This is a genomic window from Pseudomonas sp. xss_4, from assembly GCF_043104125.1.
Taxonomy (GTDB): Bacteria; Pseudomonadota; Gammaproteobacteria; order Pseudomonadales; family Pseudomonadaceae; genus Aquipseudomonas; species Aquipseudomonas parafulva_B.
In genome coordinates this window covers 127,351-141,646 of the sequence record NZ_JBICKJ010000048.1, presented here as the reverse complement: position 1 = coordinate 141,646, position 14,296 = coordinate 127,351, and the positions used below count along the sequence as shown (strand labels likewise).

Here is a 14,296-nt window from a genome sequence, read left to right as displayed (position 1 = left end):
CAGCAAGACGGGCATTGTAACCCTTCAGTGGGACAAGGCGGCGTAGCGATCACAGTCGGTGGTGTGGTCCATGACCATGCCGGTTGCCTGCATGAAGGCATAGCAGATGGTCGGGCCGACGAAGGTGAAGCCGGCCTTGCGCAACGCCTTGCTCATGGCTTGGGCTTCTTCGGTCACGGCCGGGACTTCGCTGCGCGTGTTGAAATGATTGATCTTCGGGGCGCCGCCGACGAACGACCATAGCCACTCGGCGGGGTTATCCACAGCCAGCCAGGCCTGGGCATTGCGCCTGGCAGCCTTGAGCTTGAGCCGATTGCGGATAATGCCGGCATCCTGCATCAACGCCTCGATGCGCTCGTCGCTCATCACCGCGAGTTTCGCAGGATCGAAGCCCTCCAGCACTTCACGGTAGCGCTCGCGCTTGCGCAGCACGGTGATCCAGGAAAGCCCTGCCTGGAACCCTTCGAGCAAAAGCATCTCGAACAGCAACGCCGGGTCACGCTGGGGCGTTCCCCATTCCTGGTCATGGTAGGTCTGGTACAACGGATCGTCGGTACACCAAAAGCAGCGTGGCATAAGGCTCCAATGAGTAGAGGGCGAGGCGAATCAGGTTATACTCCCGCTCTTTACATCCGCATCCCCAGATACAGGTGAATTTCGTGAGCCAGCCTACGCCAGCCGTGCGTACCTTCCAAGACCTGATCCTCGCCCTGCAGAACTACTGGGCCGAGCAAGGTTGTGTGGTGCTTCAGCCCTACGATATGGAAGTAGGCGCCGGCACTTTCCACACCGCTACCTTCCTGCGCGCAGTGGGTCCAGAAACCTGGAACGCCGCCTACGTGCAGCCAAGCCGTCGCCCTGCCGACGGGCGGTATGGCGAAAACCCCAACCGCCTGCAGCATTACTATCAATTCCAGGTGGTGCTCAAGCCCAACCCGGCCAACTTCCAGGAGCTGTACCTCGGCTCGCTGAAGGCCATCGGTCTGGACCCGTTGGTGCACGACATTCGCTTCGTCGAAGACAACTGGGAATCGCCAACCCTCGGCGCTTGGGGCCTGGGCTGGGAAATCTGGCTCAATGGCATGGAGGTGACCCAGTTCACCTACTTCCAGCAGGTCGGTGGTATCGAATGCTACCCGGTGACCGGTGAAATCACCTATGGCCTGGAGCGCCTGGCCATGTATATCCAGGGCGTGGACTCGGTCTACGACCTGGTATGGGCCGATGGTCCGTTCGGCAAGGTCAGCTACGGCGACGTGTTCCACCAGAACGAAGTGGAGCAGTCGACCTACAACTTCGAGCACGCCAACGTCGAGAAATTGTTCGAGCTGTTCGACTTCTACGAAAGCGAAGCCAACCGCCTGATCAAGCTGGAGCTGCCGTTGCCGACCTATGAAATGGTCCTCAAGGCATCCCATACGTTCAACCTGCTCGATGCCCGTCGCGCCATCTCGGTGACCGAGCGCCAGCGTTACATCCTGCGGGTGCGAACCCTGGCCCGCGACGTGGCGCAAAGCTACCTGCAGGCCCGTGCGCGCATGGGCTTCCCGATGGCGACCCCCGAACTGCGTGACGAAGTGTTGGCTAAGCTGGAGGCTGCACAATGAGTGCTCAAGATTTCCTGGTAGAACTGGGCACCGAAGAGCTGCCACCCAAGGCCCTTGCGACCCTGGGCGACGCGTTTTTGGCCGGTATCGAAAAAGGCCTGCAAGCTGCTGGCCTGAACTACACCGGCAAATCGGTCTACGCCGCGCCGCGTCGCCTGGCGGTGCTGATCCGTCAACTCGATGTGCAGCAGCCTGACCGCAGCATCAACATCGATGGCCCGCCCCTGCAAGCGGCCTTCAACGCAGAAGGCGAGCCGACCCAGGCTGCACTGGGCTTTGCCAAGAAGTGCGGTGTGGAGCTGGCCGACATCGACCGTAGCGGCCCCAAGCTGCGCTTCTCCCAGCACATCCCCGGCAAGGCGACCGCAGGCCTGCTGCCGACCATCGTCGAAGACTCGCTCAACGACCTGCCTATTCCCAAGCGCATGCGCTGGGCGGCAAGCCGTGAAGAGTTCGTGCGTCCGACCCAATGGCTGGTGATGCTGCTAGGCGATCAGGTGGTCGACTGCACCCTGTTGTCCCAGAAAGCCGGCCGCCAATCGCGCGGGCACCGCTTCCACCATCCGGAAAACGTCACCATCAGCGCCCCGGCCAACTATGTCGAAGACATGCGCAAGGCCTACGTGCTGGCCGATTTCAGTGAGCGTCGCGACCTGATCGCCAAACGCACCGCCGAGCTGGCCATGCAGCAGGAAGGCACCGCTATCGTGCCGCCCGCGTTGCTGGACGAGGTGACCGCGCTGGTCGAGTGGCCGGTACCGCTGGTGTGCTCGTTCGAAGAGCGTTTCCTGGAGGTGCCGCAAGAAGCCTTGATCACCACCATGCAGGACAACCAGAAGTACTTCTGCCTGCTCGACAGCGAAGGCAAGCTGCTGCCGCGCTTCATCACCGTGGCCAACGTCGAGAGCCGCGACCCCAAGCAGATCGTGCAGGGTAATGAAAAGGTCGTGCGTCCGCGCCTGACCGACGCCGAGTTCTTCTTCAAGCAGGACAAGAAGCAACCGCTGGAAACCTTCAACGAGCGCTTGAAGAATGTGGTATTCCAGGCCCAGCTGGGTACGGTCTATGACAAGGCCGAGCGAGTATCGAAACTGGCAGCGTTCATTGCGCCCTTGATTGGCGGCGATGCTCAACGGGCCGCGCGTGCCGGCTTGCTGTCCAAGTGCGACCTGGCCACGGAAATGGTCGGTGAGTTCCCAGAGATGCAGGGCGTAGCCGGCTACTACTACGCGCTCAACGACGATGAACCGCAGGATGTGGCGCTGGCGCTGAACGAGCAGTACATGCCACGCGGTGCTGGTGCAGAACTGCCTCAGACCTTGACCGGTGCTGCCGTCGCCATCGCCGACAAGCTCGATACCCTGGTGGGTATCTTCGGCATCGGCATGCTGCCAACCGGCAGCAAGGACCCGTACGCCCTGCGCCGCGCCGCACTGGGCGTGCTGCGTATCCTGATCGAGAAGCAGCTGGACCTGGACCTGACCGGTGCCGTGCAGTTCGCGGTCAAGCAATACGGGGCCAAGGTCAAGGCTGCCGGGCTGGCTGACCAGGTGCTGGAGTTCATCTTCGACAGGCTGCGTGCTCGATACGAAGACGAAGGCATCGACGTCGCCACCTACCTTTCGGTTCGCGCGCTTCAGCCGGGTTCTGCACTGGACTTCGATCAGCGCGTTCAGGCTGTCCAGGCCTTCCGCAAGCTGCCCGAAGCCGAGGCACTGGCCGCCGTCAACAAGCGCGTGTCGAACCTGTTGAGCAAGGCAGAAGGCGCCATCGCCGAACAGGTCGAGCCCAAGTACTTCGACAACGCCAACGAGTTCTCGCTGTACTCGGCCATCCAGCAAGCCGATCAGGCTGTGCAACCGATGGCTGCTGCACGCCAGTACAGCGAGTCGCTGGCGCGCCTTGCCGCACTGCGTGATCCGGTCGATGCCTTCTTCGAGGCCGTGATGGTCAATGCCGAGGACGCCAAGGTACGTGCCAACCGATATGCCCTGCTCAGCCGTCTGCGTGGGCTGTTCCTGGGCGTGGCCGACATTTCGCTGCTGGGGTAAGCCTTGAAACTGCTGATTCTCGATCGTGACGGGGTCATCAACCAGGACTCCGACGCCTATATCAAGTCGCTGGATGAATGGGTGCCCATCCCTGGCGCCATCGAGGCGATCGCGCAGTTGAGCAAAGCGGGCTGGACGGTGGCCGTGGCCACCAACCAGTCCGGTATCGCCCGTGGTTATTACCCAATCGCGACGCTCGAGGCCATGCATGCGCGCTTGCGCATGCTGGTGGCCGAGCAGGGCGGTGAGGTGGGGCATATCGTGTATTGCCCGCATGGCCCCGATGAAGGCTGCGACTGCCGCAAGCCCAAGCCGGGCCTGTTGCGGGCCATCGCCGAGCATTACCAGGCAAACCTTGAGGGCGTCTGGTTCGTGGGCGATAGCCAAAGTGACCTACAGGCTGCGCTGGCCGTCGATGCACAACCTGTTCTGGTAAAGACAGGCAAAGGCGAACGCACCCTGGAGAAGGGCGTTCCGGCCTCAACCCTGATCTATGACGATCTGGCTGCCATCGCCAGAGCACTTATCTAAACGGTGCGCCTTTGGGCGCACTTTTCTAAAAGCGGGCAAGTCCCGCAATGGTACGAACCACTATGTCGATCCTGCAGGCGATCAGAGTCTTTCTTTTTTACCTGCTGCTGGGTACCAGTTCGCTGCTCTGGTGCTCGCTGAGCTTCTTCGTTGCGCCATTTCTGTCGTTCCCCAAGCGCTACAGATTCATCAATGTGTACTGGTGCCGCTGCGCTATTTTCCTGGCACGCGTCATCGTAGGCATCGATTACAAGATTACCGGCGCTGAAAACGTGCCAGCCGAGCCTTGCGTGATCTTGTCGAATCACCAGAGCACTTGGGAGACGTTTTTCCTGTCCCAGTATTTCTCGCCGCTCAGCCAAGTGCTCAAGCGTGAACTGCTGTATGTGCCTTTCTTTGGCTGGGCCATGGCCATGCTGCGCCCCATTGCCATCGACCGCGACAACCCCAAGGAAGCCTTGCGCCAGGTGGCCAAGAAGGGCGATGAACTGCTCAAGCAGAAAACCTGGGTCCTGATTTTCCCGGAGGGCACACGCGTACCTTTTGGCACGGTGGGCAAGTTCTCTCGAGGCGGAACGGCGCTGGCGGTAAACGCTGGGCTACCGGTATTGCCCATTGCCCATAATGCCGGCAAGTACTGGCCGAAGAATGGCTGGGGCAAGCACGCTGGCACCATCGAAGTGGTGATCGGCGAACCCATGTACGCCAACGGCACAGGCCCTCGCGCCATCGCCGAACTCAATGACCGCGCCCAGGCCTGGAACGAAGCCACCCAACGGGGCTTGGGCTCTGTTGCGCAGGTCGAAGAAAGCACGCAGGCCCAGGCCTGAGCCGCTTGTGGATAACGTGTGAGCAAATTATGGATTAGCTGTTGCGAAAACTAGCTAAGCCTATGAATTTGCTGCATATTTGTTCTTTATTGATTTTTTGGAAAAACGTGCATAAGTTTTTTCAGGGCATAAAAAAACCGGCTTTTAGAGCCGGTTTTTTTATAGCTGCGGTTTAGCGAATCACACCTTGTCGATGTCCACATCCTTGGTCTCTTTGAGACAGAAGATGCCCACTACCAGGCTGATGCCTGTGACCAGTACCGGATACCACAACCCGTAGAAAATATCCCCGGTGTAGACCACCAAGGCGAACGATACCGTGGGCAGGAAACCGCCGAACCAGCCATTGCCGATGTGGTAGGGCAAGGACATGGAGGTGTACCGGATACGCGTAGGGAACAGCTCGACCATCACGGCAGCCAGCGGTCCATAGGTCATGGTGGCGATCAGGATCATGGCCACAATCAACACCACCACCATCACGCTGTTGACTTGGGCCGGATCAGCCTTGGCGGGGTACCCTGCCTGCTCGACCGCCGCACGCATGGCCGCTTCGTCATAGCCATTGATGGTTTTGTCGCCGATGCTCACGACCACGTCGCTGCCATCTACGCTTACCGAGTTGTAGGGTAAACCCTGCTTGACCAGGAAGGTCTTTACCTTGTCGCAAGGGCTATCGAAGCGGGCTTTGCCCACAGGGTCGAACTGGAAGGTGCAACCTTTCGGGTCAGCGGTGACGACGATGGGTGCCTGGCGGCTGGCGGTGTCGATCTGCGGGTTGGCGTAGAAGCTAAGGGCCTTGAACAAGGGGAAGTAGAGCACCGTGGCCAACAGCAGGCCCAGCATCAATATCGGTTTGCGCCCAATCCGATCGGACAGCCATCCAAAGAACACGAAAAACGGCGCCCCGATCACCACGCTGATGATCAGCAGGGTGTTGGCCTGGGCCGGGTCCATCTTCAACATCTGGGTCATGAAAAACAGCACGTAGAACTGTGCCGTATAGAAGGTGACAGCCTGACCCGCATTGATACTGAACAGGGCCGTGAGCACGACCTTCAGGTTTGGCCAGGACGTAAACGACTCACGGATTGGCGATTTGCTGATCTTGCCCTGTGCCTTCATTTTCACGAAGGCCGGGGACTCGTGCATGCTCATCCGGATCCAGGTCGAGATCCCCAACAGCACGATGGACAGCAGAAACGGCAGCCGCCAGCCCCAGGTTTCGAACTGATCACCACTCACGTAACGGCTGCCCAGTACCACCAGCAATGACAGCAACAGACCCAAGGTGGCGGTGGACTGAATGAACCCAGTATGGAACCCCCGCTTGCCAGGTGGTGCATGTTCGGCCACGTAGGTGGCTGCACCGCCGTACTCACCGCCCAGCGCCAGGCCTTGCAGCATGCGCAGCACGACCAGGATGATCGGCGCTGCGATGCCGATGCTGGCATAGGTGGGCAAAAGGCCAACGGCGAACGTGGACAGTCCCATCAGCACGATGGTGATGAGAAAGGTGTACTTGCGCCCGATCATGTCCCCCAGGCGGCCGAACACCAGCGCGCCAAACGGTCGCACCAGAAAGCCCGCGGCAAACGCCATCAGTGCAAAAATGAACGCGGTGGTGTCGTTGACGCCCGCGAAAAACTGCTTGCTGATCACGGCAGCCAGGGCGCCGTAGAGGAAAAAGTCGTACCACTCGAAAACCGTACCGAGCGATGACGCGAAGATGATCTTGCGTTCTTCACGACGACTGGGGCGGCTGGCGGCCGCATCCTGCTCTTGGATGTAATCCGACATCGTTGCTGTCCTCGGCCCGCAGGCCACAGTGATTATTCTTGTTGTTCCACTGCCGACAGCGTCCGACTACGCGCTGTCGTATTGCACACCCGGTCAGGGTGTTGGTACTGCATCCTGGTTGAGGAAGGTCGTAGTGGCTACTCCTTTCAAAATAAGCTGCGCCGCCTTCTCGGCGATCATCAGGGTAGGTGAACAGGTATTGCCCGACGTGATCTGGGGCATGATCGATGCGTCTGCCACGCGAAGGCCTGGGATGCCATGAACACGAAGCTGGTCATCGACCACATCCATAGGGCCATTGCCCATGCGGCAGGTCCCTACGGGATGGAAGATCGTCGTGCCTATCTTGCCCGCCGCTTCGTGCAGCTGTTCTTCGGTCTGCAGGGCAGGCCCTGGCAGATATTCCTTGGGCGCAAAGGCGGCAAGGGCAGGGGCCTGCACAATGCGCCGGGTGAGACGAATGGCGTCGGCGGCGACGCGCAGGTCCTGGGGGTCGCTGAGGTAATTGGGGTCGATCAAGGGCGCGCTGTGCATGTCTGCACTGCGAATATCGATACGTCCACGGCTCAGTGGCCGCAAATTGCACACCGAAGCCGTGAAGGCTGGAAACTGATGCAACGGCTCGCCAAAACGCTCCAGTGACAGAGGCTGCACGTGGTACTGCAAGTTCGCAGTGGCCTGGTCGGGGCTTGAACGCACGAATGCGCCCAGCTGGCTCGGGGCCATGGCCAGCGGACCGCTGCGATCGTACAGGTAGCGCAGGCCCATGCCCATCTTCCCCCACAGGCTATTGGCCATCTGGTTGAGGGTACGTGCGTTGCCGATCTGGTAGATCAGCCGTAGTTGCAAGTGATCCTGCAGGTTGCTACCCACACCCGGTACGGCATGGCGCACCCCGATACCCAAGCCCTCCAGCAACTGCTGTGGACCAATGCCCGAGCGTTGCAGGATGCCGGGCGAGCCTACTGCACCTGCACACAGCACAATCTCTCGTCGCGCCGAGAACTCGTGCCAGCTGCCCTGCCAATAGGCTTTAACTGCGCGAGCACGCGTGTTGCTGAGCAGCACCTGGTCCACCTGCACATCGGTCAGGACACTCAGGTTAGGGCGGTGTTTGATGGGGCGCAAAAAGGCTTTGGATGCGTTCCAGCGAACACCACTGCGCTGGTTGACCTGAAAATATCCACAGCCTTCGTTGTCACCCGTATTGAAGTCATCGACCTTGGTAATACCCGTCTGCTCGGCTGCATCGCGGAAAGCGTCGAGGATCGGCCAGCTGTAGCGTTGGCGCTCTACACGCCATTCACCGCTACTACCATGGTGTTCGCTGGCACCGCCATGGTGGCTTTCGCTTTGCTTGAACAGCGGCAACACGTCTTTCCAGGCCCAGCCCCGGTTGCCTAGGCTAGCCCAGTGATCGTAGTCAGCTGCCTGGCCACGCATGTAAATCATGCCATTGATCGAAGAGCACCCGCCCAGGACCTTGCCACGAGGGTAACCCAGCGATCGACCTTGCAGCCCAGGCTGGGCCTCGGTCTTGAAGCACCAGTCCGTGCGCGGGTTACCGATGCAGTACAGGTAGCCCACTGGCACGTGAATCCAAGGGTAGTTATCCCGCCCACCGGCTTCGAGCAGCAGCACCCGGCATGACGGGTCGGCAGACAACCGGTTTGCCAGCAAGCAGCCAGCGGGGCCGGCACCCACGATCACATAGTCGTAGGCAGAATCGACTGATGACATAGAGGACCTCAGGGCCTGTTTTTGTTCTTGTCCCCAACCAGCTTAGTGAGTAATTTCGCGGAAGAAACACGCGATTTCGCGCACCCGTTGTGCGTTTAAGCACAGCGATACCTCGTGGAGCGTCGGCACCTAACACCTGGGTGTTCGATACAGATATGCAAGGACCAGCATGTTCGATTGGAATGATTTGCGGTTTTTCCTGGAGCTGCAACGCAGCGGGCGCTTGTTGACGGCCGCCAAGCGTCTGGAGACGACCCACAGCACCGTTGCGCGTCACATCGAGCGTATCGAGCAGAGCCTGGGCACTGCGTTGTTCGTTCAGCATGCGCAGGGGTATGAGCTGACGCCGTCTGGTCAGGCACTGCTCAAACATGCCGAAGCCATGGAGAACACCGCCTTGCTGGCGCAGGAGGAAATCACCCAGGCCATCACGCCGCTGGGCAAGATCCGCCTCGGCGTCACGGAGGGGATCGGCATCATGTTCTTCACGCCACGGATGAATGAGCTGTTCGAGCGCTACCCTGGCCTGGAAGTGGAGTTGGTTGCGGTGCCGCGTTTCGTCAGCATCCTCAACCGTGAAGCGGAAATCAGCATTCACCTGGAAAGGCCAAGTGCAGACTTGCTGATCACCCGCAAGCTGACCGACTACCGGCTGGCCCTCTATGCCAGCGCAGCGTACCTGGAGCGTGCCGCGCCATTGCGCAACCGCGAAGACCTGGCGCGGCACAGTTGGATCGGCTACGTGGACGACTTGCTGTTCAGTCAGGAGCTGCTGTTTCTCAACAGCTTCTGCCGATCGCCGAACGTGGTATTTCGCAGTACCAGCGTGATTGCCCAGCAAGCGGCGGCGCGTGCTGGGCTGGGTATCGCCGTGCTACCCAACTACATGGCGCGGCACGACCCAACGCTGGTTAGGGTGCTGCCGGGGGAAACCATCCAGCGCAGTTATTGGATCTGCACCCGGCGCGAACTGCATAAATCCGTGCGCCTGCGCGTGGTATGGGATTACCTGCTGAACCTGTGTGCCGCCGAGCAGGATGCGCTGCTAGCCCCCTAGCGCTCTGCTGATCAACAACGCCGCTGCGGCCCAGCCTGCGATGGCGAACAGTTGTTGCAGGCGGGGGCCCTCCAGCCTTGCCGCCAGTGGCCGGGCTACCAGCAGGCCCAGTACCGCACCTAGCGCAAATGGCGCACCCACCTGCCAGCGCATGCTCCCTGCAAGGGTGGCGGTAGCGACACTGCCCAAGGCGACCAGCGCGATGACTGCCAGGGAGGTAGAGACGATGCTGACCATACGCAAGTTGGTGTAGCGCCGCAGGGCAGGGACGATGACAAAGCCGCCGCCCACCCCCAGCAGGCCTGACAGCAACCCCGACAGCGCCCCGGTGCCGGCAAGCGCCCGAGCGCACGGAAGCGTCCAGCGTAACCGGCCCTGCAGAGGGTTGAGTACACAGGGCTCGATGAAGCGATGTGCACCTGAGTCTGCGCCATTCAATTGCTGACGGGCCTTCAACCAGGTGCGCATGCACGCGTAGATCAGGATGCCAGCAAATATCAGTTGCAGCGGTGCGTTGGGCAAGCGGTGCGCGAGCATCAGCCCCAGGGGCGTGAACACGATGCCCACTGCTGCGATGAACAGGGCCGCACGGTAGCGCACCACGCCCTGGCGCAAGCCCAAGCCGGCACCCACCGCGGCCGACAGCCCCACAGCCAGCAAACCGATCGGGGCGGCCTGCGCCATCGAAAGTCCCAGGCCGAACACCAGCAACGGAACCGCAAGGATGCCGCCACCGGCACCGGTCAGTGCCAAGACCGCGCCGATGATCGTGCCTAGGCCTGTACTGAGCCACGCCTGATCGATCACTGGGCTGCCTCGGTCGTGCTTGCTACCGGCTTGGCCAGCCATTCACGGCCCTTGAGCATGCCTTGCCAGTACAAGGGTGGTAGCAGGCGAGCTTTGAGCAGCCAGGCCAGCCGTGTGGGTTTGCGGCCGTCAAGGAGCCATTGGGGAAAGCTCGGCTTGAGCGCGCCACCATAGCCAAACTCGGCCAGCACGATCTTGCCGCGCTCGACCGTCAGTGGGCAGGACCCGTAGCCATCATAGTGCGCCAGGCCCGTGCGTCGGCCCAGGGCCACCAATACATTGTTGGCCACCACCGGCGCTTGCTTGCGTGCAGCGGCTGCCGTCTTCGCGTTGCTGGCATTGATCACGTCCCCAAGGGCGTGCACATGGGCGAATGTACGATGGCGCAGGGTCGCGGGATCCACATCCACCCAGCCAGCGCCATCGGCGAGGCAGCTGTGACGAATGAAGTCGGGGGCGACCTGCGGCGGTACCACATGCAGCATGTCGAACGGCTCGGTGCGAAGGTGCTGAGTGCCATCCGCAAACGTATGGGCGAACACAGCCTGCTGCTTCGGTCCATCCACCGCGATCAGACGATGGCCGAAGTTGAGGTCTACCGAGTACTTGTCGATATACGCCATCAAGGCAGGCACATAGGCCGGCACCCCGAACAAGGCATTGCCGGCATTGAAAAAGCTGGCTCGCACAGTGCCCAGTCGGCCCTGGCGCAGCCAGTGGTCGCACGAAAGGTACAGCGCTTTTTGCGGTGCGCCAGCGCATTTGATGGGCATGGGCGGCTGGCAGAACACGGCGCGGCCTTGCCTGAGGCCTTGCACCAACTCCCAGGTATAGGGCGCCAGGTCATAGCGGTAATTGGACGTGACGCCATGCTCGCCCAGGGTATCGGCCAGCCCATCGATGGCCGTCCAATCCAGCTTCAATCCGGGGCAGACCACCAGCTGTTCATAGGTGAAAGCCCTGCCATCTGCCAGCAGGACCTTGCGACAATGTGCATCGAACCCTTGCACCTGTGACTTGATCCAGCGCACCGCGCGAGGGATGACGGACGACATCGGCCGAGCCGTGCTCGGGGCATCGAAGACCCCAGCACCGACCATGGTCCAGCCGGGTTGGTAGTAATGGACCTCGGCGGGGTCTATCAGGGCAATGTCCAGCGAGCGGTCGCGCTTGAGGAGGCTGGACGCCGTCGCAATGCCAGCAGCACCGGCGCCTATGATGATGATCTGGTGATGAAAGGCTGGGACGGAAGAGGGCACGGCGGGCATGGTTGATCCTGACTGTCTGGTTATGGGATGTGCCTGACTACAGCGAATTGAGGGGAATCTTCAGGTAGCGCACCCCATTGGCTTCAGGCGCTGGGAACTGGCCGCTGCGCATGTTCACCTGGACGGCGGGCAGGATCAGGACAGGCATGTCCAGCGTTCGATCACGCGCTTGGCGCATGGCAACGAAGCTGTCTTCGTCGATACCCTGGTGGATGTGAATGTTCTGAGTGCGCTGCTCGGCCACGGTGGTCATGTACCGCAGCTCGCGCCCTTCGGGCAGGTAGTCGTGGCACATGAACAGCCGGGTGCCATCTCCAAGGGCCAGGAGGCGGTGGATCGACCGATACAGGGTCCGAGCATCGGCGCCAGGGAAGTCGCATCGCGCAGTACCGTAGTCCGGCATGAACAGCGTGTCGCCGACGAAGACTGCCGACTCGCCTTCATGCTCGATGAGGTAGCTCATGCAGGCAGGCGTATGCCCAGGGGTATGCAGGGCTTGAGCCTGCAGATTGCCTATCTGGAAAATGTCTCCATCGTCGAACAGGACGTCGAACTGGCTGCCATCACGGGCGAAGCCAGGTTCAGCGTTGAACAAACTGCCGAAGACTTTCTGGACCTGGGTGATGCAAGCGCCGATTGCAATGCGGCCTCCCAGCTTGTCTTTGAGGTAGGCAGCAGCGGACAGGTGATCTGCATGCACATGGGTTTCCAATATCCACTGCACCTGGGCGCCAAGCGCTTTCACGCGTTCGATCAGGCAATCTGCAGAGGCTGTGGTCACGCGCCCGGCCTTCGGGTCGTAATCCAGAACGCTGTCGATCAAGGCGCAAGCACGCGTTTCGCCATCCATGACCAGGTAGCTGATGGTTGAGGTGGCGCTGTCGAAGAACGCTTCCACGTGAAGGTTATTGCCAATGATCATTCAAGTCTCCCATTCGGCTCCCCCTCGTTGGCTGCATTTTTCCAGAGGGCGCCATACCTATCCCCATCAAGATGCATGCCACCTCACTGATGCTCGCCTGGAGCCCAGAATTGGCGGAGTGACAGGCAAATGGCAGCTTCGTTGGCAGTGAACAGTGGCAGTCAGGTGTCAGTCGATGGCAGCAGCTGGCAGTCCTTGCTACCCTCGAACTCGTTATCCGACTGGTGCCGTCATGTCCGAACCTCACCCTTCCGTGCTTGCCTTGGTGTCTTTCCTGGAGCACGACGTACTGCCCGCCATCGTGCTGGACACCGACTACAACATTCTGGCCGCCAACGCCGCTTATCGACGTCAGTTCGGCCAGGACCAGCAGGCGCCGCTTGGGCAGAAATGTCACAAGGTCTCACACCATTACCACGTTCCCTGCGACCAGGCCGGCGAGGACTGCCCGATGCGCAAGGCCTGGTCCAGCAAGGTGCCCGAGCGTGTGCTGCATGTGCATCACACCCCACGCGGGCCGGAACATGTGGATGTCGAACTTCGGCCGATCCTGGATGAGCAGGGCAGGGTGATTGCTTTCGTCGAACGGCTCACCCGTATCGTCATCGCATCTGCCCAGCCTCAGGAACAGGGCCTAGTGGGCCAGGCACCTGCATTCAAGGCGGCATTGGCCAGCTTGCAACGCGCGGCGCCGGCTGACATCCCTGTCTTGCTCCAGGGTGAGTCCGGCACCGGCAAGGAACTGTTCGCGCGCGCATTGCACATGGGCAGCCCCAGAGCCGATGGGCCCTTGGTCGTGGTCGATTGCACCAGCCTGACGGAGGCGCTTTTCGAAAGCGAACTGTTCGGTTATGAGAAGGGCGCATTCACCGGTGCGCACCAGCGCAAGACCGGCCTGGCGGAAGCTGCCCATGGCGGTACGCTGTTCCTGGACGAGATAGGTGAGGTGCCCTTGGCCATGCAGGTCAAGCTGTTGCGCTTGATCGAAACCGGCAGCTTCCGGCCAGTAGGTAGCCTGCGCACCGTGCATTCGGACTTCAGACTGGTGTCGGCAACCCATAAACCCTTGAGGCAGATGGTGGCCGACGGGACGTTCAGGGAGGACCTGTACTATCGGATCAGTGGTTTCCCCATCCGCATGCCTGCACTGCGCGAGCGTAGCGAGGATTTGCCTCTGCTGATCCAAAGCCTGCTGAAAAGAATCGCAGGGCCCAGCGCGCCCACGCTCGGTGATGCAGCACTTGATCAACTGAGGATGTATCCGTTTCCGGGGAACATCCGCGAGCTACGCAACATCCTGGAGCGGGCACGTCTGTTTGCCGATGAAGGCGTCATTGAGCCGGAACACTTGCCCGAAGACGTGGTGTCGCTCCCTGCCGAAGTGCGCGCCAACGCAAGTCGCCCGGCAGATCTCATACAGGTGCTCAGTCATTTCAAGGGGTCGCGCAGTGAGCTGGCCAAGTACTTGGGGATCAGCGAACGTACGTTGTATCGGCGCTTGAAAGCGGCGGGCATTGCCGACGTACATTGACGCCCTGCACGCAAGCCGAACCCGGGGCATTGCTCGCCCTCGTCGCACGTCGCTCTTGCAGAATCATGCAAGCGATTGGCAGAAATCGCATAACCCGTATTACCTCATGCCTCCTAATCTTGGGTTCACCCGCTGCCATCAAGGTGGCTTTT

At 60.8% G+C, this 14,296-nt stretch carries 12 protein-coding genes; 6 read left to right on the top strand and 6 right to left on the bottom strand.

Features of this window, described 5'->3' with window-relative positions:
• Window positions 1-24: 24 nt before the first annotated feature.
• The gene (locus tag ACF8GB_RS09995) at window positions 25-576 is read right to left on the bottom strand and encodes a DNA-3-methyladenine glycosylase I (RefSeq protein WP_058638762.1); all 552 of its coding nucleotides are present in this window, start codon (window positions 574-576) and stop codon (window positions 25-27) included.
• 83 nt (window positions 577-659) lie between these two features.
• Between ACF8GB_RS09995 and glyQ the strand changes: the two genes are divergently transcribed.
• The 4 genes from glyQ to ACF8GB_RS09975 are packed head-to-tail and all read left to right on the top strand — an operon-like array spanning window position 660 to window position 5,019.
• Window positions 660-1,607, top strand: a complete 948-nt coding sequence (glyQ, locus tag ACF8GB_RS09990) for a glycine--tRNA ligase subunit alpha (protein ID WP_023532379.1) — start codon at window positions 660-662, stop codon at window positions 1,605-1,607.
• Window positions 1,604-3,658 carry a glycine--tRNA ligase subunit beta gene (gene glyS / locus ACF8GB_RS09985; protein WP_058602700.1) on the top strand — a complete coding sequence of 685 codons (2,055 nt, stop codon included), beginning with the start codon at window positions 1,604-1,606 and terminating at the stop codon, window positions 3,656-3,658. The genes glyQ and glyS overlap by 4 nt, the downstream gene beginning before the upstream one ends.
• Before the next feature lie 3 nt (window positions 3,659-3,661).
• Window positions 3,662-4,189 (top strand): D-glycero-beta-D-manno-heptose 1,7-bisphosphate 7-phosphatase, encoded by a 528-nt coding sequence (gene gmhB / locus ACF8GB_RS09980; protein WP_100850530.1) that lies wholly within the window; start codon window positions 3,662-3,664, stop codon window positions 4,187-4,189.
• Window positions 4,190-4,236: 47 nt separating this feature from the next.
• Entirely contained in the window at window positions 4,237-5,019 is a 783-nt protein-coding gene (locus ACF8GB_RS09975; protein ID WP_326383985.1) for a lysophospholipid acyltransferase family protein, read from the top strand.
• A gap of 180 nt (window positions 5,020-5,199) precedes the next feature.
• Here the strand turns inward: ACF8GB_RS09975 and ACF8GB_RS09970 are convergent, their stop codons facing one another.
• Together ACF8GB_RS09970 and ACF8GB_RS09965 are read right to left on the bottom strand one after the other, a co-directional pair.
• Complete coding sequence (locus tag ACF8GB_RS09970) at window positions 5,200-6,819, bottom strand: MFS transporter (protein WP_058602703.1); 1,620 nt, start codon at window positions 6,817-6,819, stop codon at window positions 5,200-5,202.
• A gap of 93 nt (window positions 6,820-6,912) precedes the next feature.
• Window positions 6,913-8,559, bottom strand: a complete 1,647-nt coding sequence (locus ACF8GB_RS09965) for a GMC family oxidoreductase N-terminal domain-containing protein (protein ID WP_326383984.1) — start codon at window positions 8,557-8,559, stop codon at window positions 6,913-6,915.
• Between the two features lie 169 nt (window positions 8,560-8,728).
• On the opposite strand from ACF8GB_RS09965, the gene ACF8GB_RS09960 reads away from it, so the two are divergent.
• Window positions 8,729-9,616 carry a LysR family transcriptional regulator gene (locus tag ACF8GB_RS09960; protein WP_027913298.1) on the top strand — a complete coding sequence of 296 codons (888 nt, stop codon included), beginning with the start codon at window positions 8,729-8,731 and terminating at the stop codon, window positions 9,614-9,616.
• On the opposite strand, the gene ACF8GB_RS09955 is transcribed toward ACF8GB_RS09960, so the two are convergent.
• From ACF8GB_RS09955 to ACF8GB_RS09945, 3 genes are read right to left on the bottom strand one after another with little or no spacing between them, the layout of a single operon-like run.
• Complete coding sequence (locus ACF8GB_RS09955) at window positions 9,605-10,423, bottom strand: sulfite exporter TauE/SafE family protein (protein WP_392475590.1); 819 nt, start codon at window positions 10,421-10,423, stop codon at window positions 9,605-9,607. The genes ACF8GB_RS09960 and ACF8GB_RS09955 overlap by 12 nt on opposite strands.
• The gene (locus ACF8GB_RS09950; RefSeq protein WP_058638767.1) at window positions 10,420-11,691 is read right to left on the bottom strand and encodes an FAD/NAD(P)-binding oxidoreductase; all 1,272 of its coding nucleotides are present in this window, start codon (window positions 11,689-11,691) and stop codon (window positions 10,420-10,422) included. The genes ACF8GB_RS09955 and ACF8GB_RS09950 overlap by 4 nt, the downstream gene beginning before the upstream one ends.
• A 37-nt stretch (window positions 11,692-11,728) precedes the next feature.
• Entirely contained in the window at window positions 11,729-12,613 is an 885-nt protein-coding gene (locus ACF8GB_RS09945; RefSeq protein WP_058602706.1) for an MBL fold metallo-hydrolase, read from the bottom strand.
• Window positions 12,614-12,845: 232 nt separating this feature from the next.
• Between ACF8GB_RS09945 and ACF8GB_RS09940 the strand changes: the two genes are divergently transcribed.
• On the top strand, window positions 12,846-14,144 hold the full coding sequence (locus ACF8GB_RS09940; RefSeq protein ID WP_058638769.1) for a sigma-54-dependent Fis family transcriptional regulator: 1,299 nt from the start codon (window positions 12,846-12,848) through the stop codon (window positions 14,142-14,144).
• Window positions 14,145-14,296 lie beyond the last annotated feature (152 nt).